Here is a 21,063-nt window from a genome sequence, read left to right on the forward strand (position 1 = left end):
TTGCTTGAGTGCCAAGCGAGAAGGCGTAGGGTATCCGTTTTCCCAAAGATCGATCGGGGGAAAGGTCGTCGCTAATTCATCCGCCCACTTTTTCTGAGACAGGCTAAGCGCTGGCCGCCGTTCTCGCACCAAATTACCGATCGCTGGCTGTTCCGCCCTCAGCCGTTCTATTTTGAGAAGCCTCAGAAGTAACCGCTATAAAGCTGTTTATATTTTACACCTTTGACAGATTCCAGAGGTCAGTCATCACTCTCAAGATATATATCAATCTTTACAGGAGTCGTAAATTTTTCACCTACCCCAACTCTCCCCAAACCTGCAGGGAGAAAGTAAGAAATTCACAAGTGATGCGAGGATTGCTATATGGAGTCAATCTCAAATCTCAAATAGACTAGCTTGCTTTAAATTCCTTTGAGGAGCGATCGCCAATCCCGACAGCGTTTCAGGTAAATGCGAGCTACATGATCGCTGGGATTTGTTCGCAAACACTCTTCAAATAATTTTCCCGCTTCTCGGAATTCCTTGCGATCGCACAGTAACATAGCTTCATTATATACAGACAAATTTGCTAGCTTTGCCGACAAAATTTCCGGCGGATCTGCATCAAATACCTCATAGACTACGACATATTGAGATTTTCCTTTTACCTGTACTTTATCCACAATCCTAATAGCATAATCTGTTGGATTTCGCAACCGTTCCAACGTCTGCTGAGAAATTAACAGAGGTACGCCGTAATCTTTGGTCAATCCTTCAATGCGAGATGCTAAATTAACAGCATCGCTAATCACAGTGCTGTCCATTCGGCTTTTACCCCCAACTGTCCCCAGCATCAAAGAACCCGAATTAATGCCAATTCCAATTTTAACCGGGATGTAGCCGACACCTTGACGGTATTCGTTGTAATTTCTGAGGATATTTAGCATTGCAATACCCGCTTTTACTGCATCATCGGCAAAGTCACTAAACAAAGCCATAATTGCATCCCCGATGTATTTGTCAATAAACCCGTTATTGCTAGTAATTGCAGGCTCCATCCGCGAAAGATAAGCATTGATAAATTTAAAATTTTCTTCGGGAGTCATAGTTTCTGAAAGCGTCGTGAAATCCCGAATATCCGAAAATAGCACCGACATTTCCTGCTGCACTTGGTCGCCTAAATGGACATCTATAATACTTTCATATCCCAACAAATTTAGAAATTGGTGAGGCACAAATCTACCGTAGGCATCAGTTAACTCTGATTCGGCATCCAGGGATTTTTCTAAATTTTGGTTGAGGTCAAATAGTTTCTTAATAAATAAATGGCGATCGGCTTCAGCTTCTTTGCGTTCCGTGACATCTTGAAAAACTGCGATCGCAAAAGCAACTTTGCCACCCTCGTCAAAAATTGGCGTTCCCCAAATCTCAAGGGGAACTTTCTTGTGGGGTTGATGAATTTCCAGATTTTCAGCCGTCGCGTTTTCGCCCCTCAAAGCTCGGACGATAGGCAAATTCTCGAAAGGGTAAATATTCTCAGTTCCCGCCATATAAATTTGATAACTTTCTGACAAATTCTCAACTGAATTTAATGGCAAAACTCCTTGACCGAGTAACTGCTGTCCGGCGTGATTTACATAGTAAGGTCTGCCTTGAGAATCCAGCACGAGCACACCTATGGGGATCGCTTCGAGAAATTGAGCCAGCTTGATTTCGCCTTCGCGCACGGCCTCGAATGCGCGAGATCGTAACTCAGTTTCAACGGTATCGGAATGTTGAGCAGTAGTTTCCAACAAGATTTCCAGATCCGCTTTTTCCTCCTTCAAGTCTTCCACTTGCTGGCGCAATCTCTCTATCTCTAAAAGTAGCTGTTCTCTAGATGGTTGTTCTTCCAGCATAACTCGAGAATTTGCGCCTCGACTAACAAAAAATTTCTCAACAGATCGCACCCTAAACGTAATCGTTTTTCTATAGAAAATCCAATTGCAAACCAGGCATCAGGCGTTGGAAATTCCTCAAAGATTTACCGTGCCAACCTATGCTTTGAGAGCCTTGTACCGCCATTTGCACCCTGGCTGTTTTGCGTACCTGGATAATAAACTTAGATAGCATATTGATGCCAGAACTGTTCAAAAATTCTAACTGCTGCAAATTGAGGGTAATTTTCGTCGGTTCCACGTCGGCAACCTTCATCAGCAACTGCGCTATCGGTGCGTACTCGGCAGGCCCGCTCAGCCTTAGAGATCCAATAATACTCACGGTTGCCGTTGCTGGATCGTAACAGATTTGGTAATCTTCTGTATTAATTTCCATAGTCACAAAAAAAAGTCCCTTAGATATTATCGATCGCCAGCGTTGGTTATACTGTTAATTGCACCATAGTTGTCACTGCAATTATTTCCGGGTTTTTTTCCAGGGTCTGGAATTTCCAGCCAAGTTTGGCGCTATAATCGGTGAGCATCGTCAACAAACCCAATCCAGAATTGATGCAGCTTTCGTCAGCAGCATTTTTTTCCAGCCGCTGAATGTAAAGTTCGCTGGGTTCCGAGGTCAGCAACTGTTGAATGTAAGCCTGAAACTTGTCCACAGCTTCCGGAGAGATGCTGTTAGCAACTGAGAAAATCACTCCGTCGCTCTCTAATTGCAGTTTAATGTAGATGGGGTACTCCGAAGTTTCATTATTAAATTTCATGGCATTTTCCAATAACTCGTTTGCAATGTAGCTAACAGCGCTTTTTATTTCAGCTTGTTTTTCAATTGTCGAGGGTTCATTTTGTTCGCCCGGAAAAAAAGTCGTCAGGTAGTCAGCCAAAAAATCCGCCGACAAACCATTGTTCCGCCACCGCTGCTTGAGAGGAACCGAACTAGGAGAAAATCCAATTATTAAGTATTCTTGGCTAGGGGGCTGCTCGATGAAATTACCTAAAATCTGAATCATATCTATTTGAGAGCTAAAGTTTGAGATGAGGGACATCACTAAATATATTTTAAACTTTAGAAGGGATATCCAAGTAGTTATTTTTATTTGAATACCAGCAACGTGATGTGGTCAAAAACTTGTTGTTTACCGATGTGCGATCGCACGTCCTTAATTAAAGCGTGCCTAATTTCGGTAGCCGAACGCTGCCAATAACTTTCTATTACCTCTATTAACCCATCTAAACCATAAAGCAGTTGATCCATACTTTGAGCTTCCGTAATCCCGTCAGTGTACAGCACAACCACATCTCCTGAATGCAAGTGCACAATTTTCTCACCAACAAATTCAGCAATATCTGCATCAAGCCCGATCGGGAAACCAAAATCGATTGTATCAAAGCGCTCGACAGAACAGTTACACCGCACGACAATCATTTCTTCGTGCTGGGCAGTCAACTTCAGCATTCCTTGCTGATAGTCTAGCAAAGCAAGGCTGGCGTGTTTATCAGATTTCCTTCACTTCACATTATCGTAAATTACACTGTTCATACCACTTAAAAATCGCACCGGATCGGGTTCATTGTAGGCGAGCAAAGTTCGGACAGCCGTTTGAACCATAATCATTAAAACGCCGCTCTCCAATTCGTGTACCGTCACATCCCCAATGCCGATTTTTACTCTACCTTTGTGCTGGAGTACGTCGTAATAGTCGCCGCCTACTTCCTCAGCAACTTCCATAAATCCCGCAATATCTAAGGCGATAACTTCGTTGAGTTCTCGCTTTTTCGGTAGCAGCATCTGCTGCATCTTGCGAGTAGCGTCTAGTTCAGCGCTCATTCGCATATTTTCAGCTTTTAGGCGATCGTTGAGAACAGTAATTTTTTGATTTGCCGCAACTAGGGCATCGGCAATCTTGGTAAACGCACCCACAGCTTGCCGCAGTTCATCTCTGTTATCCAAAATAATTTTTTGTTCAAAATTGTCATTTGCCTTTTTTTTAGTTCGCAAATAACAAATTTAGTTGGCATAACTGCCCTGTAAAAAGACACAAATAGATAAATAAATAGGGCTAACATTGTTAACACTAAAATTAAAAACAATTGTTTATTGTTAATACAATTAGCAAGCCAGTTCTGAAGAAAATTTAACTCGTTTACACTTTTGCTCCTGACTTTTAAACTGGAATTTAAAGCCAATTTACTGCCAATGATGTATGCGTAGTATTTTAGTGATACAGTTTGATATATTGTTTGATATAGTTGCTTGTTTAGCTGCTTAACCAGCAGAAAATTAAATTTTATTAAATCCTGTGTTAATGCCAAGCGCCGATTCCCCTAATTATCGTTGCTAAATGTACCTTCCATATTAGTGCCAAATCATCATTAATTTCTCTCAATCGGCTGGAAAGAGTAATCACGTGCACTCTTTATTCTGGTATGGCATCGGAAATTAGGCTAATTTTTTGAGAAATCAGCCTAATTTCTGACAAAGATTTTTCCATTTGTGGAAGCTGAGGCAAAGTAGTAGTTATTAAATAATATGTATCCAAACCTGGGTCTAAAATCAGATTAGAAGTATCGCCGACGCGAGCGCTCAGTCTATCAATCTCTGTAGCTAAACATTGATAGACAAAAGCGTAAGTTTCTAAACTCCACTGGCTACGACGTTTAAAGTTGTGCCAATTTTGATGAATTTATAATCATTTTCACTGGACATTAATATGTTTTCGACCTGGCTATCTGTATTTGCTAAGGCTTGAAAGTTTTTGTCTACTTAGGCTTCTAAATTTTGGGAAATTTTGAAGTGCTTAAATTAGGATTTAAACTCTGATTATTTAACTGTTGAAGTTTTAGGTATGTATTCCCTAAAATGGCGCACTGGTCGCAGGTATTCATTACCGTAGATTTCTTTTTAAAATCAACCCTGCTGTTAATTTCGGCAATCAACAAACAGGTACATGACCGAGGTTAACGGTATTGCAAATAGAAAACCGATCGGGAGAATTCTTTGAGGATAACTCAGCCGATTCATTAAATGGATTGCCAGGGATTTCCTGTTCATAATGGATAGATGTCAACAAAATTGTACTCAGAAAGTAGCCTTTGCTACTAAATTAGTTGCGAGGACGGTGGCTCTAGAAAACCACAATGCTAATACAATTAATCGGCGATAGCTGGTTTTATTTCTAATGCGTTTTCGTCCTGTTGCAACAAATATTGCGACATCCCTGTGATATCATTGGCTCAGCTCGCCTCCCACAGTCTAAAACACGTTTAGCAGTTGTGGAACGAAGAATAGTAATTTGTACTGAGATTGGAGGGGAGGATTAGAGGCTTTTAAGAATATTTACTTAAGCATAAATTTTTCTTAATACCTTGAGACAAAAAGTAAAAATTAAGTAATAACTGGGTAGTGCAAGTTTCCTGAAGCACAACAGCCTGCAGCGAGTAGGAAATACTTGTGCCATACCAGCAACTAGCAGTCAAGTCGGTTCTGCACAAAGGAACCAATAGCACCAGCAAGAGTGTCTAAATAAGTATCTGCAGTTGAGTGTTCAGGAGCGATCGCGAATTGTGTAAAGTGAGGCAGAGGGCGTATGATGAAAAGAATCTCCATAAATAAATTTCAAACGAATAAAAACCGCGACCAAAAGCAGCCCAATCCTGTAATCTTGGCTTTGGTGCTGACAGGGATTCTAGTATGGGAAATGTATCCGGCGCTAAGACATACCGCAGAAGCTAAGGCGGGCGCTCTCAAATCTTCCCTTGCCCAGTTGGAAAAGCAACCGCAGCAAACCGCGCAGCAATTTTCCTCAGCAGCGGTGCCCCAAAAAATTAGCTATTCGGTATTGGCACTTAATACTCTGATTTCCGAACCGGGCAATTTGACCGAGGCTACGCGCCAAAATCCCCCGAACAAATTGCCCGCAACCGTGGCAGCAGCGGTTCGCCAAGAGTTGTCGGACTCCACTGGCATTGCTGCGGACAAGTTGAAAGTAACTGAATCCAGGGGACAAAGTTGGCCGAATACTTGTTTAGGACTCGCGAAAGCGGATGAAATTTGCGGTCAAATGATTGTCGAAGGTTGGCGGGTTGTGGTTTCTGATGGTAGGCAAACTTGGGTTTACCGTACTAATGCTAGGGGAAATATCTTGCGTTTGGAAAAAAAGTTAGCTCGGTAAATTTGAGCCGGTGAAATCAAAAATAAACTTCCTTTTGGAACAGGCAAGATGCCTGTTCCACAAAGAGTGAATTTTGTTGTGGGTGGGGAGAACAAACAGGCAAGATGCCTGTTGCACAAAGAGTGAGTTTTGTTGTGGGTGGTTTCTTGTGGAGTGGGCTTCTAGCCCGCCCCTTACTTTAATTTGGGAGTTGGTTTCTTTCGATGATGCCCCCGCCCAACAGCACGTCTTGGTCATACCAAACGGCCGCTTGTCCGGGAGTAATGCTCAACTGCGGTTCGTCAAAAATCAACTTAACTCTTGTAGCGCTGACTTTTTCCTCTGCTTCGGAGGATTCCACAGGAATAATTGTAGCGGGGACGGGGTGCGATCGATATCGAATCTGTACCTGAGCCCGAATCGGAGCCGTCGGTGCAGCTACAGAAACCCAATTCACTTTCTGGACTGTACATTCAGATTCTACCGCCAACTGTCGATCGCCCACAATTACCCGATTGCCAACAGCATCAAGTTCAATCACATACAGCGGTTCCGGTGCAGCAATTCCGAGTCCCTTCCGCTGACCGATTGTATAGTGGTGAACGCCGTCGTGCTGTCCGAGCACCCGCCCTGACTTGTCCACAATGTCACCCTTTTGCGGCGCAATGTACTTATCCAGAAAAGCCCGCATCGAACCGTTACTTTCCACCAAGCACAAATCCTGACTTTCCGGCTTATCAGCAGTTGTCAAGCCAAATTCCGCGGCAATTCTGCGAGTTTCTGTCTTGGTAATTTCCCCCAAAGGAAATTCCGTACCCGCCAACAAATCCTGTGTTAGATCGTACAAGAAATAAGACTGATCTTTTGCAGGGTCGATCGCCCGCAGCAACTGATAGCGACCTGTAGCAGCATCGTAAATAATCCGAGCGTAGTGTCCTGTAGCTATTTTTTCAATTCCGAGTTCTTCGCGAGCATACTTAAGCATTGGCCCGAACTTCACAGTTTTATTGCACTGCGAACAAGGCAAAGGCGTAACTCCTGCACTGTAACCCTCCACCAAATAATCGACAATACTTGCCTGAAAGACCTCGCGGCTGTCCACAATGTGGTGGGGAACGCCCAAATCTTCGCAAATTTTAGCTGCATCGACCATTCCCTCAGAGCAGCACTGACCTTTGCCCTTCATCAACCACAGCGTTAAACCCACCACTTCATATCCCTGATGGTGTAAAATTGCGGCTGCTGCGGAACTATCGACCCCGCCGGAGAGGCCTACAACAATCTTGTTCATGGTTGGGGAGAAATTGCTATTTTACTGTTACTTTGTTCGATCGAGCTAATTCATTGTAGCACTAAAATACTACAAACGGCCACTGCTGCTGTTAGCTGAAAGCTTACCACCACTGTAATCGAAATGACTATTCAAAAATTTGTTGTTACCGCCGACCAAATGCGGCAAATAGAAACGAGAATCTTTGCTGCGGGAATGCCAGTCGCAGCTTTAATGGAAAAAGTCGCGGGACTGATTGCTAGACGCATTCAGCAGCTTTTGAAGGTGGAAGGAAGTGGGCCAACTAGCAGTGGACGGGATTTAACGGATAGAAGAAAAAGGGAAGAAGGGAAAAATCTTGTTAATTCTCAATTGCCAATTATCGGCGTATTGGTTGGGCCCGGACACAACGGCGGCGATGCTTTGGTTGTTGCCCGCGAATTGCACTTTCAAGGGTTCCAAGTAGTTATTTACTGCCCGTTTTCTAAACTAAAAGAACTTACAAAAAATCACGCTGATTATGCGCGTTATTTAAATATTAGATTTGTTGACAAAATTGAACCGCTGAAAAACTGCGATTTGCTCGTAGATGGTTTATTTGGATTTGGATTAGAACGAGAAATTAATAACGCCACTGCGGCAGCTATTGAGGAAATAAATAATTTAAATATACCCATTTTAAGTATAGACATTCCATCGGGAATTCATACAGATACCGGAGAAGTTTTGGGGACTGCAATTCGGGCAAAACATACATTATGTTTGGGTTTGTGGAAAATGGGATTTCTGCAAGACAGAGCCTTAGAATATATCGGGAGTTCCGAACTAATTGATTTTGATATTCCCGCAGCAGATATTGCAGCAGTATTGGGCGAAACGCCAGCAATACAACGCATTACAACAGCCTCGGCAACTCAGCATTTGCCGTTACCCCGATCGCCAATTTCGCACAAATACACCAACGGTCACTTACTAATTATTGCAGGTTCCCGCCGCTACAGCGGAGCAGCAATTTTGGCAGCATTGGGAGCAAGAGCAAGCGGCATCGGAATGCTGTCAATTGCGGTTCCTGAGTCAATTAAATCGATGTTAAGCAGTCAGTTGCCAGAGGCATTAGTTATAGGATGTCCCGAAACCCAAAGCGGTGCAATTAGCGAGTTGCCAGTAGCAATTGATTTGAGTTCTTATGATGCGATCGCCGCAGGGCCAGGTCTGACATTGGAAGCGGCAATAGCTGTAGAATCTGTACTGGAGAGCGATCGACCTCTGGTTTTAGATGCTGACGGTTTAAATATCCTCGCTCAACTCGGCACAGTCCCCATTTTGTCCGAACGCTCAGCACTGACAATTATCACGCCTCACCCGGGCGAATTCAAGCGTTTATTTCCCGAATTAGCCGACGAAACGGGCGAGGATCGAATTGCGGCAACTCAAGCAGCAGCTCAGCTTTGCGGTGCAACGGTATTGCTCAAAGGAGCCAGAGTTTGCATAAGTTGGAAGGAGGAGGGCGATTCCCTAGGGGATAGCTACGCTTCACGTACCATCACCTACCTCAATCCCGAAACCACCCCAGCCCTCGCCAGAGGCGGCAGCGGCGACGTTCTTACAGGCTTGTTAGGGGGACTATTAGCAACTGCGATCGCCCGCAAATCCCCCCCCCAATCAGTTGCAGCAACAGCAGCTTGGTGGCACGCTCAAGCCGGAATCATGGCTGCCAAAGAACGGACGGAATTAGGAGTAGATGCCTTTACTTTGACACAGTATTTAATTCCCACATTGCGAGAATTTGCTTAGTAAACAATCAACAGTAGTTGGTAGGGTGCGCACCGCGCACCTTTATATTTTGTAGCGTGTGTACCCCGCACCTTACCCCTTAGTTTGTAGTGACAACGAAAGTCCTCATCAAAATATTACAACTTGCATTCCTTACGGCAAACCAACGGGTAACTCAAACCCGTGACACTCACATGAGTGACACTTCAAAAAGTGACTGTGCACTCACAAAGCCCACCAGTTATACCTGAAATATCAAAGACCAAAACTTAAATCTTGAGAGGAACCACATTATGTATACCGAAGAAAGAAGCTTGAACAATGAAACTATGGCTCTTGTCGCCGATACTACTGCTCAATCAACTCTGGCATTTTCTGAAACCACTGGAGTAAACAAACCCACTTTACAAATGGGTTCAACAGGTCAAGCTGTCAAGGAACTGCAACAGCTTCTATATCATTGGGCCTATTATTTTGGCCCGATGGACGGTATCTTCGGCGTCCAAGTTCAAAACGCGGTCAAAGGCTACCAACACCGCGTCTTTTTAAAAGAAGATGGGATTGTCGGCCCTATCACTTGGGAAGCACTATACTCTGGTGCACCTGTGAATATGCCGGTAGTAATGAAGGGCAGTTCTGGTAATGCTGTTAAAATTGTTCAGAATGTCTTGAAAATCAATGGATACTATTTCGGCTTCATTGACGGATCCTTCGGGACGATGACAGATGTAGCAGTGCGACAATTGCAAATTAGCATGGCTTTACCGCAAGATGGAATTGTCGGCTACAGAACTTGGCACGCCCTCAGCAAGTTGCCACACTAATGACGGGTTGGATTCACTTTCAGTGATATCGCCCAAAATCCGTAGATAAATTAGGGATTTAGGCAAAGCCAAAATCCCTAATTTTCCTTAAGGGGAAGGCAGCGCGCGGGAAGGGGCGCCAATTCTGTTACCGTTCCCGGCGATTAAAAATATTCTTAAATTTCCTATGTTTTTTTGTTAGTATATCTTAGGAAATTGGGAGTCATTAGATTTTAGATTTTGTATTGACCCCAGGGATAAATTAGGGGGCTTGAGGATTTTAGATTTTGGATTGATTCCACGGAGAAATTAGGGGGCTTGTACCATCAAGAAATTTTTGGTCACAATCCGGTTTATTTCCCTTCTGATTTAGTTGTAAATAGTTGCACTCAGAAAATTATTATTATTCCGATACTTACCTAACAAGATTTAGGCATGGGGGGCTTATTCCCGGTTTATACGAAAATTTCCAGGTTGAGTAACGAGAAATTTAGGAATCAACCGGGTTTTTAAGCCAAGCGCGCGCAAGTCCCGAACTAGCCTTTGATGAACTTTTCTAATTTGTGAGCCATCTTCTCTATAATTCCCTCTGAAGTATCTGCAGCCGATGATTCAGCTTCAATACGCTTGACCACATCCTCTGAAAGATTCAGCAACTGCACTAATTTTTGATAAGCTGCGGCTTCTTCAGCGTTAATTTTGGGTTCATCGGGAGTGCGAGAACTAGAAGAAATCACTTCATAGCCGAGTTGCAAAACTAATTCCTTTTCATCTTGAGTTTCTAGTTGACCGATCAACTCGTCAAGGGGGATATTTTGCATGATGTAATCCCGCAGTTCTTGTTGCATTTGTTGTCCGTCGGTATCTGGGGCAAACAAACGACAAAAGCGATCGAGCATTAAATTAACTTCTTCTGTGGCGAGTTCGCCGTCAGCCCACGCCATAGAAGTAACAATCCTCAGCAGATTCATCTGGCGGGGTGTAATTGATGGAGGAGGTGGGGTTTGCATAATCAAAATTGGTAATTGGTAATTGAAATTGGGAATTGGGAATTGAGCCTGATTCCTTCTTGTCTTTTGTTTCCCGTTCCCTTTTATTTATGTCACAATTTTGATAGAGGAACTCCCAGCCATCCAGTAAAGTTTTGTTTCTGAATAGCGGTGGGCTGTTCCACCGGCACGATCGAGTAGCGGCCAGGGCGGGGCGGCGCGAGAGTCACACGACGAGTCCGCAGTTCGTCTTGGTGAAAAACTGTCACCTCTATGGTGTCCCCCGGCTGATAATCTTTAAGCCTCTCGCCCGCTTGTTCTGAATTTACCCGAAAACCTTCGATCGCCAGCAACTCGTCCCCAGCGTCAATTCCCGCCAATTGTGCCGGAGAGCCTATTTCGACAAATTTAACCATTTCCCGCCCGTTTTCGGCTCCCAACGTCCAACCGATGCGAGGCGTTCGGTCAGTTTCATCTACCTCAATTTGCAGCCCAAAAGGTTCGAGATATTTGTTGTAAGGCAACTCTTCTGTGCCGTCTATATAGCGCGCAAAAAAGTCGCTCAAATCGATGCCGGCGACTGACTCGATCGCACTTTGCAACTCTTCGGGAGTAAAGCCTATTTCTGCGGGCAGCGAAGGAGAATTTAACTCTCCGTTTGATGTCAAATGCGCCGACTTGCCATCTGTTTCCGACTTCAGGTCAAAATCGCCATTTTGGGCAGAATTAGCATTGCCAAACTGCTGCCACATCAAACGCATCACATCGTCGAGCGATCGCTCGTTGCCGTGTCTAGCTCGAATCAACAAATCGAGCAAAAACGAAACAACTTCCCCTTTCAAATAATAGGAAATCTGCGAATTATCACTGTTAGCATCCCGGCGATAAAGTTTAATCCAAGCATCCCAGCTCGACTCGCTCAGAGGCTGAACGCTGCGCCCCGGAGTCGTCTGCAAGCGAGTAATTTCCTTAGCCATACCTTGGAAAAAACCTTTGACGTTGTATAGACCAGCTCGAAAAGGAATCACCAAATCGTAATAACTGGTAGTGCCTTCAGAAAACCATAAAGAAGGAGTGTAATTCTCTTTTTCGTAGTCAAATACTTCCAGAGCTTTCGGTCGAATGCGCTTGACATTCCACAGGTGAAAAAACTCGTGAGCTACCAACTGAATAAAGCGTTCATACTTTTCCTTGGCCCGAAAACCAAAACGCGGATAGTTGAGAGTGCAACTCTCCTTGTGTTCCAAACCGCCAAAACCAGAGCCGGACAAATGCAGGAAAAACACATAGCGTTCGTAAGGCAAGCCGCCGAACATTTTTGCCTCGACTTCGATCACTTTTTGGATGTCTCGAATCGTGCGATCTGGTTCTAAATTGCCTTTCCCCCAAACAACTAGCTGGTGGGGTTTTCCCATGACTTCAAACTCGTACACTTCATGATAGCCAATCTCAAAAGGACTGTCTACGAGAGTGTCAAAATCCGCAGCAGCGAAAGTAAGATTTTGGCCGGGAACAGGTGGCAAAGTAGTAACGGTGCGCCATTGGGGCTTCGGTGGCACAACATTCACGGTGTAGCAGTTGCTCTCAAAACCAGGCAAGAAAAAACACAAAGCCGCTGGATTGAAATAACCGTGAGTCGAGTCTAAATGATTGGTTCGCACTGTCAGTTCGTTGGCAAAAATGCGGTAGCGAACCGTGACATCTGACACCGAATCGGTCTCGATTTGCCAGTGATTTTTGCTTTTCTTGCGCCAAGGTAAAGCACGCGCGGCGTAGCTATCCCGCAGGGAATCGCCCGCCTGGGAGCTAAAATCTTGCAGGTGGCGGGCGTACTCTCGAACCAAGTAAGAACCGGGAGTCCAGACAGGCATTTTTAAATCCAGAACCGGTTCCGACCAACCTTGCACGCGCAAAGTTACTTCAAAGAGATGGGATTCAGGATTGGGCATCGCCACCGAATATTGAATTGTCGGTGCTGTTAGTTGCCCCTGACGGTTGCCGGCAGCGGACGAGGTATCCAAAGAAGTAACATCAGTCATTGACTTGCCAAATTAATCAAGTGCTTGAGGTTGATCAAATGGATAGTTTGGTGGTCTGGATCGATATTGATCCAACCTTTACTATCGAGTTTTTCCATAATTTTGCTGGTTTCATCTAGGGTGATATCTGTCACATCAGCTAAATCTTCATAAGGAATATTGAAGATATCTTTGCCCTCAGCAGTTTTCTGACCGTAGTTTTCTGCCAGCTCGACTAAAGTATTTGCTAGTTTAACCGCTGGCTGCCGGTTTCGGAGTTGATAGCGGAGATTGGTTTGGCGGAGTCGCCGCACCATCAGTTGCAGCATCCGGTGGTGCAATTGCGGGTCTTTAAAGAGGGTTTGGATAAATCGCTGAGCTGTGACGCTGAGAAGTCGCACGGGCGATAGAGCAAGTACGTCATTCGATCGGGGAGATTCGTCCAGAATGGCCATTTCGCCGAAGAAGGCACCCCGTCCTAAAATAGCCATTGATACAGCTCGATCGTTTGACAAGCGCCGGACTTTTACCCAGCCAGACACGACAAAGTAAATCGCGTTGCCCCAAGAATCCTCCATCACCACAGCTCGGCCCGGGGGATACTCATGCTTGACGGCATTTGATAGTAGCCCTCCCAAGGTTTCTGGGTTAGCACCCTTAAATAGAGGGAATAGCTCACTGAAAGCTTCTGTCTTCATGCAAACTCGCGGAGGTGGGAAATATGATTAGGCGACACCCAACAGCTAGGGAACGATCGATGTTTGGGAACACAAACAATCCGTTGCTCCTTTAATTGATGATAAGGGTGCAGAGGCCCGGTTCACGTAAAATTGGTAGATTCTTTAATCTTAAACGGGTTTACAAGCCGGCCACTGCCTGTTGAACTTTACCCAACAGAGGTTCTATGTATTCCGGCCAGCCGATCGCGATTGACTGTGTGTGGGCCAGAGTTTCCGGCTCGATCGCATCTTTAGTCCACCTCAGCGGTTGACCTTGCAAGTCGCAACAAACCAATCCGGCTGCTTTTGCTAAAGCCAGAGGACCGGCGGTATCCCACACTTTAACTCTGCCGTTGAGATACAGGTACAAACCGGCTCTACCGAAGATAACTTCCATTACTTTTAAGCCAAAGCTGCCCAGCGAGTAAAATTCGGCTCCGGGGATGCTTTGGGCGATCGCCCGGGCGTAGTTTTTCTGGTCTTTGTCTCCGAGAATAATTTTACAATTTTCCGCTGTCGGAGCCGGCGGTTTGCACAGCGCGATCGGCTGCGGCCCTTGGTTTCCCACACTTTGGAACAATCCCCAATTTTTGCCGCCAAAATACATTTGGTCAAAAGCTGGGGCGTAGAGCCAGCCGGCCACCGGTTCCCCTTCAAGCAGCAGCCCCACCATCGAAGCGTAGTGAAGTTTTCCCCGAATAAATTCTTCAGTCCCGTCGAGGGGATCGATGCACCAGAGGCGCTGGTAATTAGCTCGGTAAGCTGCTCTGGAGGCGCTGTTTTCCTCGGTGATCCTGCCGTCTTCAGGAAACAAAGCGCTAAATGCTTCCGATAGTTGTCGGTCTAGGTATTGATCGATACTCGTCACGTAGTCGTTCGGCCCTTTCTCGGAAACTTCAAAAGGTTCGGCTGCTAGCTTGTAAGCTTCTTGACCGCACTCGCGTAGGGTGTAGCGAATTTTTTGGTCTTGCTCTGGAGAAATATACATGAGGTTAAACATAAATTCTTTAGCTAACTTCAGCATAAAAGCTTAAGTCCTTTGAATCGATCGGCGGGTGTCACTGTTTTTGATTCGTACAGGATTTGCGCCCGGTTGTCCGTAAACCCGCTTTCCTAAGCATGAGGGCCGTTGCTATACAAGCCCCAGACAGGATTGGTGAAATTAAAAAAATTTAGATATGACTGAGAACCCCCAGATTCATCATGTGTAGAGTCAATCTAAAATCTAAAATCTAAAATCTAAAATCGACTGACTGACCGCACCACCACTTTCAATAGTTAAGGATAGAATTTTCTGAGGTTAGATAATTTGTGCCATCACCAAATTGCAGTTTGTTTGGGGGGCAATAAATATGCTGCTGGAGTGCAGTTTTTACTGGAAGCAATGGCGTGCAAGCGCTCGGTCGTCATCACTGTGACTCAAGGTAGGGTCGATTATTTAGCTGCCCCGGATCTTGGCCAAGTGGTACATGTGGGAGATGCAACAGGTTTGCGGGAGGCGATCGTCAATTTGCTAAAAAATCCTCAACAAGCTGAATCTCAAGCGCAGCCAGGCTACAAAATGGTTGTGAACCCACAACAGCGAACTTTATATCGATGTTTTGGTCGAGAAATTGCGATGCTTTAATAAAACTGTAAGGTGCACCGAGGCGCACCATAACTCACGTCCGGATGATGCAGCAAAATGCACACCTTACTGCTATAAATAGAAGGTCAATAAGTCATATTTAAAAAGTAATGAGTTATGAGTTGCAATTACGAATTTAATCTTACAGCAGTTATTCACCCCTACTCAATCAACAGGGTTTTCAACACATAATCGAAAGCCTCAAACAAGTATTTTCGTCCATCCAACCCTGTTGATGCACCCATGATTATCTTACTCAAGACTCAAAACTCAAAACTATTAAGACTCCCGTCCACTCGCCCACTTATCCCGCCATTTCACAGTCCCTTCCGAAACTAAAACCCAGCGGCGACAAACCAGATTTTCTCGGAGAGGCGACAGTCCTTCCCGTAGAAGTGCATACTTATAAGAAATCAACTTCCCCGCACTTTCATTAAAAGGAATTTCACCAAACCAAGTATTAGTATTGATATACTCCAAGGGGAAACCCTTACTAATATCCCAATTCCCCAATTCAGGACAATCTCCAATCACCACAATTCTTTCACCAGGCTGAGTTCTAACGCTGTTAAGCTGGGCCCGCACAATAGTTTTTGCCTTAACTCGCTCTCCGACGCGGCTAAAAATCATTACTTCTCGCGCACCCAATTCTAAGTTGTACAGCATTCCATCTTTAACTTCAAACTTACGGCGGGATAAAACCTCCGTATGCTCTCCATCAGGCAGCTCAGTATCAACCTCTTTAATTGTAACAGCATTGCCACGATTCATCGCTACAAACACCACAGAATCGCGATAGCGGCGCACGTAACAATAAACATCAGCAGTTAGATATTTTTGCCACTGACTCCCCATCGAAATAGCTGGATTCAGCCGCCGCAATCCCGACAGCAACCGCACATCCCGGTAAATTGGCGAATCAGTATCCCACTTTTCCATCATCGGGCGGTTGTATGGGTCATTGCCCCCATCTGTATCATCATGCAAATACTGTTCGGTGCCGTAATAAATGCAGGGAATGCCGCGAGTCGTCATAATTAAACATATCGCCAACTGCAGCATTTCTGGATCGGGATTCAACGACTGAAACCTCGGCATATCGTGGTTGTCAATAAAAGTAATCAACTCCGTCGCGCCGTAGTAGCGGTGATCTAAATTCAGGACATCTTGGACTAACTTAAATCCTGCGTCGGCACCCTTTCCTAATACTTCTCGAATGGCCACGCACAGACCAAAATCTAAAATAGTCATCCCCGACTCGTTGACAAATTCCACAGAACGATCATTTCGAGGATCGCTGTAAATCCATTCGCCAAAAATGAAAACATCAGGTCTGTGTGTTAAAATGTCAGCAGTAAATTCCTGCCAAAACCAAATAGGCATATGCTTGACTGTATCAACCCGCAAAGCATCAACACCTCTGTCCAGCCATTGTTTAATTGCTGACTTAATGTAATTCCGGTAGGCAATATTATTTTCGTTGAAAGTTGCTAAACCCGACAGTTCGCAGTTTTGGACTTGCCATTCATCTTCCCAGTTGGTGACTTCGCCATAGTGGTGATACCAGTCATCTTCATCGTCATTAAAGTCAGCTATTTTTACGCCGTCGTCGTAGAGTTCCCCTTTTTTACCGCTAAAATCTGGGTTGCTGTGATTGCAGACAATATCGAGTACGAGTTTCATGTTTCGCTGGTGCAACTCGTGTACTAATTTGTCAAATACCGTATCTTTACTTTCTTGTGTTTGGTTAATAGAAGGATTGTCGCCTTTGGCAATAAAGCGGGGATTTAGTCGCTTGAAATCTTTAGTCCAGTAGCCATGAATTGCAGCTTGTTCGACAAATAATGCTTCAACTTGCTCGAACAGTGGCGTCAGCCAAACTGCGCTAACTCCCATATCTTTTAAGTAATCGAGTTTGTCAATAACTCCCTGCAAGTCACCGCCCCAATATCTGCCCCAATCTTTGCCTTCTGGATCGTAAAGTTCTGGGTTTGGGCCTTCGTTATTTGTGGGGTCGCCGTCGTAAAAGCGATCGACTACAATGAAATAAATTGTTTCTTGTCGGAATTCAATGTCTCTGGTGTAGAGGAATTCTAAATCGAGTTCGCTTTCTGGCTTAACTTCTTCTACCAGAGACTCAATTTTTTCTTCTGGTTCGCTAACTTCGTATTGAGAGGAAGTTTGATTGGGAGTGACTGATGTCATGAGATGTATTTTTTTATATTGTAAGATTGGTCAGTTATTGGGATCTCAAGTCGGAAATAGCTTTCCCCTCGGACTGAGTTTTACAGCATCATACGGAATTTACTCGTTTAAAGAAATCTTCCTTCAGAGAGAGGGCAGACTCATCCTTAAGGATTAGGTGAATGAGAGTTAATATTTAGCGTAATTCTCCCTCAAAGAGGCAGATCCTCAAACACCTGCCGTACCAGACTAAGCCTGGTAATGAGAAAAGGTGTACTAATTGTGCGATCGTCGTTTTTTCCTTCCTTTCATTCCTCCCGCAAATTTTGGATATCTTCAACCCTCAAACCAATTGTTTGAGTAATGGTTTGATTGTCAATTAGATTGAGAAGCTGCCTAGGAATTTGCAGAGCAGTTTCTCCCATTCCTTGCTGCATTACTTGCTACAATTCCTGTTGTAATCCTTGTGCAAGTCGTTTATCCTTATATCTTGCACCATTGTCGCTCGCACAGGCTTTCGGGCCGATTCGACAAAGAGTTGATTTTTTTGTGGCAGGGCAGGAGAGCCCGCTCTGAAAGGATTCTTGAGAATCGTGCAACATCCCAGCTACCCTGACTATGCAGCAGTATTTAACTAGAGCGATCTACTTATCCCAAAAAAGAACGATCGCGCGACATCCACCCCAACCCTAGCTAACTACAGCCACCGCAGACTCTGGAACCTGAGAATGCTCCACCCGAAAAACATTCGCGCTCAAATTAGCAACAATTTGTTTCCCTTGCTGCGTTAGTTCCAAATAGCCGATCGCATCCTTCACATATCGATAAACCACATTCCAATAAAACTTCGGATAACCATTTCGCAACTCTCCCGGATTTTGATAGCCCAAAACCAGATTTTGCCCAGTCTCCTCAAACTCATAAAACAGCGCCGCAATCTTTTGCAAATATCGTGGATCGCTCAACTGACCAATTAAATCAGCAGCGCGCACTAAACCTGGATAATTGACAGTATCTTGATAATCTTCATCGGCAGGAACTGGGAAACGAGTCAGCTCAATATTACGCTTAACCACCTCAGCATCAATCAGTTTGTGACCGCCAAAACGCTCATCAATAAACATTTTTCCGCGATCGACATGATAAGGCGTCAAACTCGCATCCGTCGCCCCCGGAGGTAGCTTCACTTGCGAATCCTCTATCCCCGTTGCATACAGCCTCAAATCAGTTCGATCTTGCCGACAAACCCCCTTCACATACCCGATATCGTGACACAGCAAAGCAATGTGGAAATGCAACCAATGTTCACATAAAACACCACCCTCCCGGATGTGCTTGCCGCGCAGAATCTCCTGTCCCACCAAAGTCACTAAAATAGTGTGTTCCACATTGTGGTAAAGAGCATCGCTATTAGCAATATTTTCCAAAGCCATACTCGCTGCCCAAGCAATAATTTCACTATAGTCAGATTTCAACCCGCCGTAGGTGTACCGGTAGCCTTCAATCAGTCGATTTACAAAAGCATTAATCAGCAGTTCAGTTGCATTAAACATATTCACTTCCCTGAGCCCACGTAGATCATTAAATTATTTTTATAGTTATTGTTTTTGGTGCTACCGTTTAATCTTATTTTTGGCTTAAGCGCTACGATGGAGACCAACTCCTATCGAGACGCATCCATTGATATTATCAACAATTATGGCTTAAATTATGGCTCTCGCAACTACCAGATCGACACACCCCATCAATAATTGAGATAAATGGACGATCGAGGTATGACACCCCTCAATCAGCAGTATGGTGTTCCATCTTCCGTGCATACGTCAGTCGATTTTAAATTTTAGATTTACTCGACAGATACATCTGGGGGCGAGAAGTAGGATCTAAAATTTTGGGTTGCTCACCACTGTTGTCGGAAACTTGTATCTGTTTTCGGTGCTTCCGCCCAAAAACGAGAGCGATGGAAAACGCAACCCCATTAATTCCTCATACACAGGATTAAGCTTGCACATAGGCGGTATGTATAAAAGATGGTGTCCCAATAACTGAATATATCTCTCTCAAGAACACCGTGCGAGTATAACTTGGCACACCGCTAAGTTACTGGCGGCTCTCCCCCTGCATGCAGTGCTATCAAGTCACTGTCGCACTGCTTGCACGAGGCGATCGCTAAAAGTTAAGTCCAGGCACCAATTTTCCGGGAAAATACTTAGAGTAAAGTTCATGATTGATCTCAGTAATCATTACTAACAAAAACTTAGGCATCACCCGACTTAATTCTCAACGAAACCCAGTGTTGCTCCGATGACCTGAATAAGTTTTATGGGTGACATTCACAGTCGCAAAATGTGATGCGAAGAACTAGCATTTGTGATTCAAAACTCGCTAAAGTGTGAGACAGATCACGCCCTCTGTTCCCTACAGAATCTATACTTGGATAGATGGCAAGAAAATAAGACAGAATCAGTGGCAGCCCTCCCTCGCAGCTCCCCTCTCCGATCATCTGCGATCTACGACTCTGTATACTTACTAATATAAGGTTTCAGGCAATGATTAAACAAAAACATAAATATGCCGACCTTGCTCAACTCCCCCACACAGATACCGTGCTCCAAAAACTCCCTGTAGAAGTTAAAGATTGGGCCCAAAGCTTGCCTTGGAACCAACGGCGCTATGTCTTGTCTCTCTGCTACATATTGTGTGCATCTACTCCCGACTTGCAAGCAGAATTTTTAGATAATTATACAGCCGACGGTTTAGTCTCAAAAATGTTTGAAGATGTAGATACTCTACACCGAGTCAAAGAGTATTTAATCCGATTTAGGGTCAAAAAACAATTAAACGAATCAGATTTAAGAAGCTACATCAAACAATTTTATATCCACTCAGCTCAACAATCGCGCCGAGAAACTGACCAATATTTAGAATCTGCACTCCGCTTCGTCTTGAGTACAGAAGAACGCAATAATGTTTTTAACTATATTTTGGGCTTTGAATTTATTAAAATTGTGTTTCAAATGAGCTGGTTGCAACACGAAAGATTAGCGAGACTGCAAAAAAATCAGTCGCAGTTTATTGAAACCTATATCAAGCCGATTCAACACGCACACAGAATTAATGGCATAATTATACCGAAAGATGAGAGAATCTTTTTTGCCAGACGCACCTATTACGTTCAACTACCTAACATTTCCTACAGAAGACTCATTGAGTTAGTAATGGCAACTTTTACTACAGAAATGGTGAGTAATTGCGGATTTTCTATCAGCCGCCACTCTCAAGCTCTGCGTTTTGACTGCGATTACATTTACGACCCAGAACCAGAAGAAGAAAGATTTCCTACTGACTTGCAATTTATTCATTAACTTGACGCAATAAGGTGTACCCTACGTTGCTTTTTTCTCTTTACTTTTAGTTTCGATTTGGGAACAGGAGAGTTTTTGTTGAATCATGGGACTTCTAGTCGCCGGCTTAAAACAGAATTTTTCAGGCTCTCCTGAGTTTATGGTGTAAAATAGATCAACCAATACAGTTAGAGTAATGAGCTTTCATTTAGACTATTTATTAGACTTGCCTGGAGTCAAGGTTGAAACTTGCACTCAAATTGAAGGACAAATTTACT

Annotated in this window: 16 protein-coding genes and 1 pseudogene; 5 read left to right on the forward strand and 12 right to left on the reverse strand. The window is 44.3% G+C overall.

All coding sequences use genetic code 11. The features are described 5' to 3' along the window. Nucleotides 1–401 precede the first annotated feature (401 nt). The 4 genes and pseudogenes from QUA45_RS01655 to QUA45_RS01670 all read right to left on the reverse strand — a co-directional run bounded on the left by QUA45_RS01655 (nucleotide 402) and on the right by QUA45_RS01670 (nucleotide 3,741). Nucleotides 402–1,877 (reverse strand): adenylate/guanylate cyclase domain-containing protein, encoded by a 1,476-nt coding sequence (locus QUA45_RS01655; RefSeq protein WP_333219086.1) that lies wholly within the window; start codon nucleotides 1,875–1,877, stop codon nucleotides 402–404. A 70-nt stretch (nucleotides 1,878–1,947) separates the two neighbouring features. Further along, entirely contained in the window at nucleotides 1,948–2,292 is a 345-nt protein-coding gene (locus tag QUA45_RS01660) for a slr1659 superfamily regulator (RefSeq protein WP_333097577.1), read from the reverse strand. 46 nt (nucleotides 2,293–2,338) lie between these two features. Next, the gene (locus tag QUA45_RS01665; protein ID WP_333219088.1) at nucleotides 2,339–2,917 is read right to left on the reverse strand and encodes a DUF6272 family protein; all 579 of its coding nucleotides are present in this window, start codon (nucleotides 2,915–2,917) and stop codon (nucleotides 2,339–2,341) included. 83 nt (nucleotides 2,918–3,000) lie between these two features. Next, a pseudogene (locus tag QUA45_RS01670) lies at nucleotides 3,001–3,741 on the reverse strand (PP2C family protein-serine/threonine phosphatase). A 1,753-nt stretch (nucleotides 3,742–5,494) separates the two neighbouring features. On the opposite strand from QUA45_RS01670, the gene QUA45_RS01675 reads away from it, so the two are divergent. Next, a complete protein-coding gene (locus tag QUA45_RS01675; RefSeq protein WP_333097568.1) occupies nucleotides 5,495–6,079 on the forward strand; it encodes a hypothetical protein in 585 nt (194 codons plus the stop codon). Between the two features lie 178 nt (nucleotides 6,080–6,257). On the opposite strand, the gene mnmA is transcribed toward QUA45_RS01675, so the two are convergent. Then, the gene (gene mnmA / locus QUA45_RS01680) at nucleotides 6,258–7,349 is read right to left on the reverse strand and encodes a tRNA 2-thiouridine(34) synthase MnmA (RefSeq protein WP_333219090.1); all 1,092 of its coding nucleotides are present in this window, start codon (nucleotides 7,347–7,349) and stop codon (nucleotides 6,258–6,260) included. A 123-nt stretch (nucleotides 7,350–7,472) separates the two neighbouring features. Between mnmA and QUA45_RS01685 the strand changes: the two genes are divergently transcribed. Both QUA45_RS01685 and QUA45_RS01690 read left to right on the forward strand, forming a co-directional pair. Next, a complete protein-coding gene (locus tag QUA45_RS01685; protein WP_333219092.1) occupies nucleotides 7,473–9,122 on the forward strand; it encodes an NAD(P)H-hydrate dehydratase in 1,650 nt (549 codons plus the stop codon). Between the two features lie 272 nt (nucleotides 9,123–9,394). Continuing rightward, nucleotides 9,395–9,925: a peptidoglycan-binding protein gene (locus QUA45_RS01690; protein WP_333097564.1), complete on the forward strand. Its 531-nt coding sequence runs from the start codon at nucleotides 9,395–9,397 to the stop codon at nucleotides 9,923–9,925. Between the two features lie 515 nt (nucleotides 9,926–10,440). On the opposite strand, the gene QUA45_RS01695 is transcribed toward QUA45_RS01690, so the two are convergent. The 4 genes from QUA45_RS01695 to QUA45_RS01710 all read right to left on the reverse strand — a co-directional run bounded on the left by QUA45_RS01695 (nucleotide 10,441) and on the right by QUA45_RS01710 (nucleotide 14,654). Beyond that, entirely contained in the window at nucleotides 10,441–10,914 is a 474-nt protein-coding gene (locus QUA45_RS01695) for a TerB family tellurite resistance protein (protein WP_333097562.1), read from the reverse strand. Between the two features lie 92 nt (nucleotides 10,915–11,006). Further along, nucleotides 11,007–12,932, reverse strand: coding sequence for a M61 family metallopeptidase (locus tag QUA45_RS01700; RefSeq protein WP_333097560.1), 1,926 nt, complete (start codon nucleotides 12,930–12,932; stop codon nucleotides 11,007–11,009). Beyond that, a complete protein-coding gene (locus QUA45_RS01705) occupies nucleotides 12,929–13,609 on the reverse strand; it encodes a Crp/Fnr family transcriptional regulator (protein ID WP_333068980.1) in 681 nt (226 codons plus the stop codon). Before QUA45_RS01705 ends, QUA45_RS01700 begins: the two co-directional genes overlap by 4 nt. Nucleotides 13,610–13,769: 160 nt before the next feature. After that, nucleotides 13,770–14,654, reverse strand: coding sequence for an inositol monophosphatase family protein (locus tag QUA45_RS01710; protein ID WP_333097558.1), 885 nt, complete (start codon nucleotides 14,652–14,654; stop codon nucleotides 13,770–13,772). Nucleotides 14,655–14,939: 285 nt separating this feature from the next. On the opposite strand from QUA45_RS01710, the gene QUA45_RS01715 reads away from it, so the two are divergent. Continuing rightward, nucleotides 14,940–15,257 (forward strand): hypothetical protein, encoded by a 318-nt coding sequence (locus QUA45_RS01715; protein ID WP_333219095.1) that lies wholly within the window; start codon nucleotides 14,940–14,942, stop codon nucleotides 15,255–15,257. A gap of 279 nt (nucleotides 15,258–15,536) precedes the next feature. On the opposite strand, the gene QUA45_RS01720 is transcribed toward QUA45_RS01715, so the two are convergent. From QUA45_RS01720 to QUA45_RS29035, 3 genes are all read right to left on the reverse strand, one after another. Continuing rightward, a complete protein-coding gene (locus tag QUA45_RS01720; protein ID WP_333097555.1) occupies nucleotides 15,537–17,462 on the reverse strand; it encodes an alpha-amylase family glycosyl hydrolase in 1,926 nt (641 codons plus the stop codon). Nucleotides 17,463–18,130: 668 nt separating this feature from the next. Next, nucleotides 18,131–18,994 carry an Npun_R2479 family HD domain-containing metalloprotein gene (locus QUA45_RS01725; RefSeq protein WP_333097552.1) on the reverse strand — a complete coding sequence of 288 codons (864 nt, stop codon included), beginning with the start codon at nucleotides 18,992–18,994 and terminating at the stop codon, nucleotides 18,131–18,133. 330 nt (nucleotides 18,995–19,324) lie between these two features. After that, a complete protein-coding gene (locus QUA45_RS29035; protein WP_445305282.1) occupies nucleotides 19,325–19,492 on the reverse strand; it encodes a Mo-dependent nitrogenase C-terminal domain-containing protein in 168 nt (55 codons plus the stop codon). Between the two features lie 498 nt (nucleotides 19,493–19,990). Between QUA45_RS29035 and QUA45_RS01730 the strand changes: the two genes are divergently transcribed. Next, nucleotides 19,991–20,806 carry a cobyrinic acid a,c-diamide synthase gene (locus QUA45_RS01730; RefSeq protein ID WP_333072746.1) on the forward strand — a complete coding sequence of 272 codons (816 nt, stop codon included), beginning with the start codon at nucleotides 19,991–19,993 and terminating at the stop codon, nucleotides 20,804–20,806. Nucleotides 20,807–21,063 lie beyond the last annotated feature (257 nt).

The sequence above is a fragment of the Microcoleus sp. Pol12A5 genome (assembly GCF_036701435.1).
In the GTDB taxonomy this organism is placed as follows: Bacteria; Cyanobacteriota; Cyanobacteriia; order Cyanobacteriales; family Microcoleaceae; genus Microcoleus.

Coding starts and splice junctions, on each gene's coding strand:
- QUA45_RS01695 (WP_333097562.1), bottom strand. CDS start 10,914: ATGCAAACCCCACCTCCTCCATCAATTACACCCCGCCAGATGAATCTG.
- QUA45_RS01730 (WP_333072746.1), top strand. CDS start 19,991: ATGATTAAACAAAAACATAAATATGCCGACCTTGCTCAACTCCCCCAC.
- mnmA (WP_333219090.1), bottom strand. CDS start 7,349: ATGAACAAGATTGTTGTAGGCCTCTCCGGCGGGGTCGATAGTTCCGCA.
- QUA45_RS01665 (WP_333219088.1), bottom strand. CDS start 2,917: ATGATTCAGATTTTAGGTAATTTCATCGAGCAGCCCCCTAGCCAAGAA.
- QUA45_RS01660 (WP_333097577.1), bottom strand. CDS start 2,292: ATGGAAATTAATACAGAAGATTACCAAATCTGTTACGATCCAGCAACG.
- QUA45_RS01720 (WP_333097555.1), bottom strand. CDS start 17,462: ATGACATCAGTCACTCCCAATCAAACTTCCTCTCAATACGAAGTTAGC.
- QUA45_RS01725 (WP_333097552.1), bottom strand. CDS start 18,994: ATGTTTAATGCAACTGAACTGCTGATTAATGCTTTTGTAAATCGACTG.
- QUA45_RS01690 (WP_333097564.1), top strand. CDS start 9,395: ATGTATACCGAAGAAAGAAGCTTGAACAATGAAACTATGGCTCTTGTC.
- QUA45_RS01655 (WP_333219086.1), bottom strand. CDS start 1,877: ATGCTGGAAGAACAACCATCTAGAGAACAGCTACTTTTAGAGATAGAG.
- QUA45_RS01700 (WP_333097560.1), bottom strand. CDS start 12,932: ATGACTGATGTTACTTCTTTGGATACCTCGTCCGCTGCCGGCAACCGT.
- QUA45_RS01705 (WP_333068980.1), bottom strand. CDS start 13,609: ATGAAGACAGAAGCTTTCAGTGAGCTATTCCCTCTATTTAAGGGTGCT.
- QUA45_RS01675 (WP_333097568.1), top strand. CDS start 5,495: ATGATGAAAAGAATCTCCATAAATAAATTTCAAACGAATAAAAACCGC.
- QUA45_RS01685 (WP_333219092.1), top strand. CDS start 7,473: ATGACTATTCAAAAATTTGTTGTTACCGCCGACCAAATGCGGCAAATA.
- QUA45_RS01710 (WP_333097558.1), bottom strand. CDS start 14,654: ATGCTGAAGTTAGCTAAAGAATTTATGTTTAACCTCATGTATATTTCT.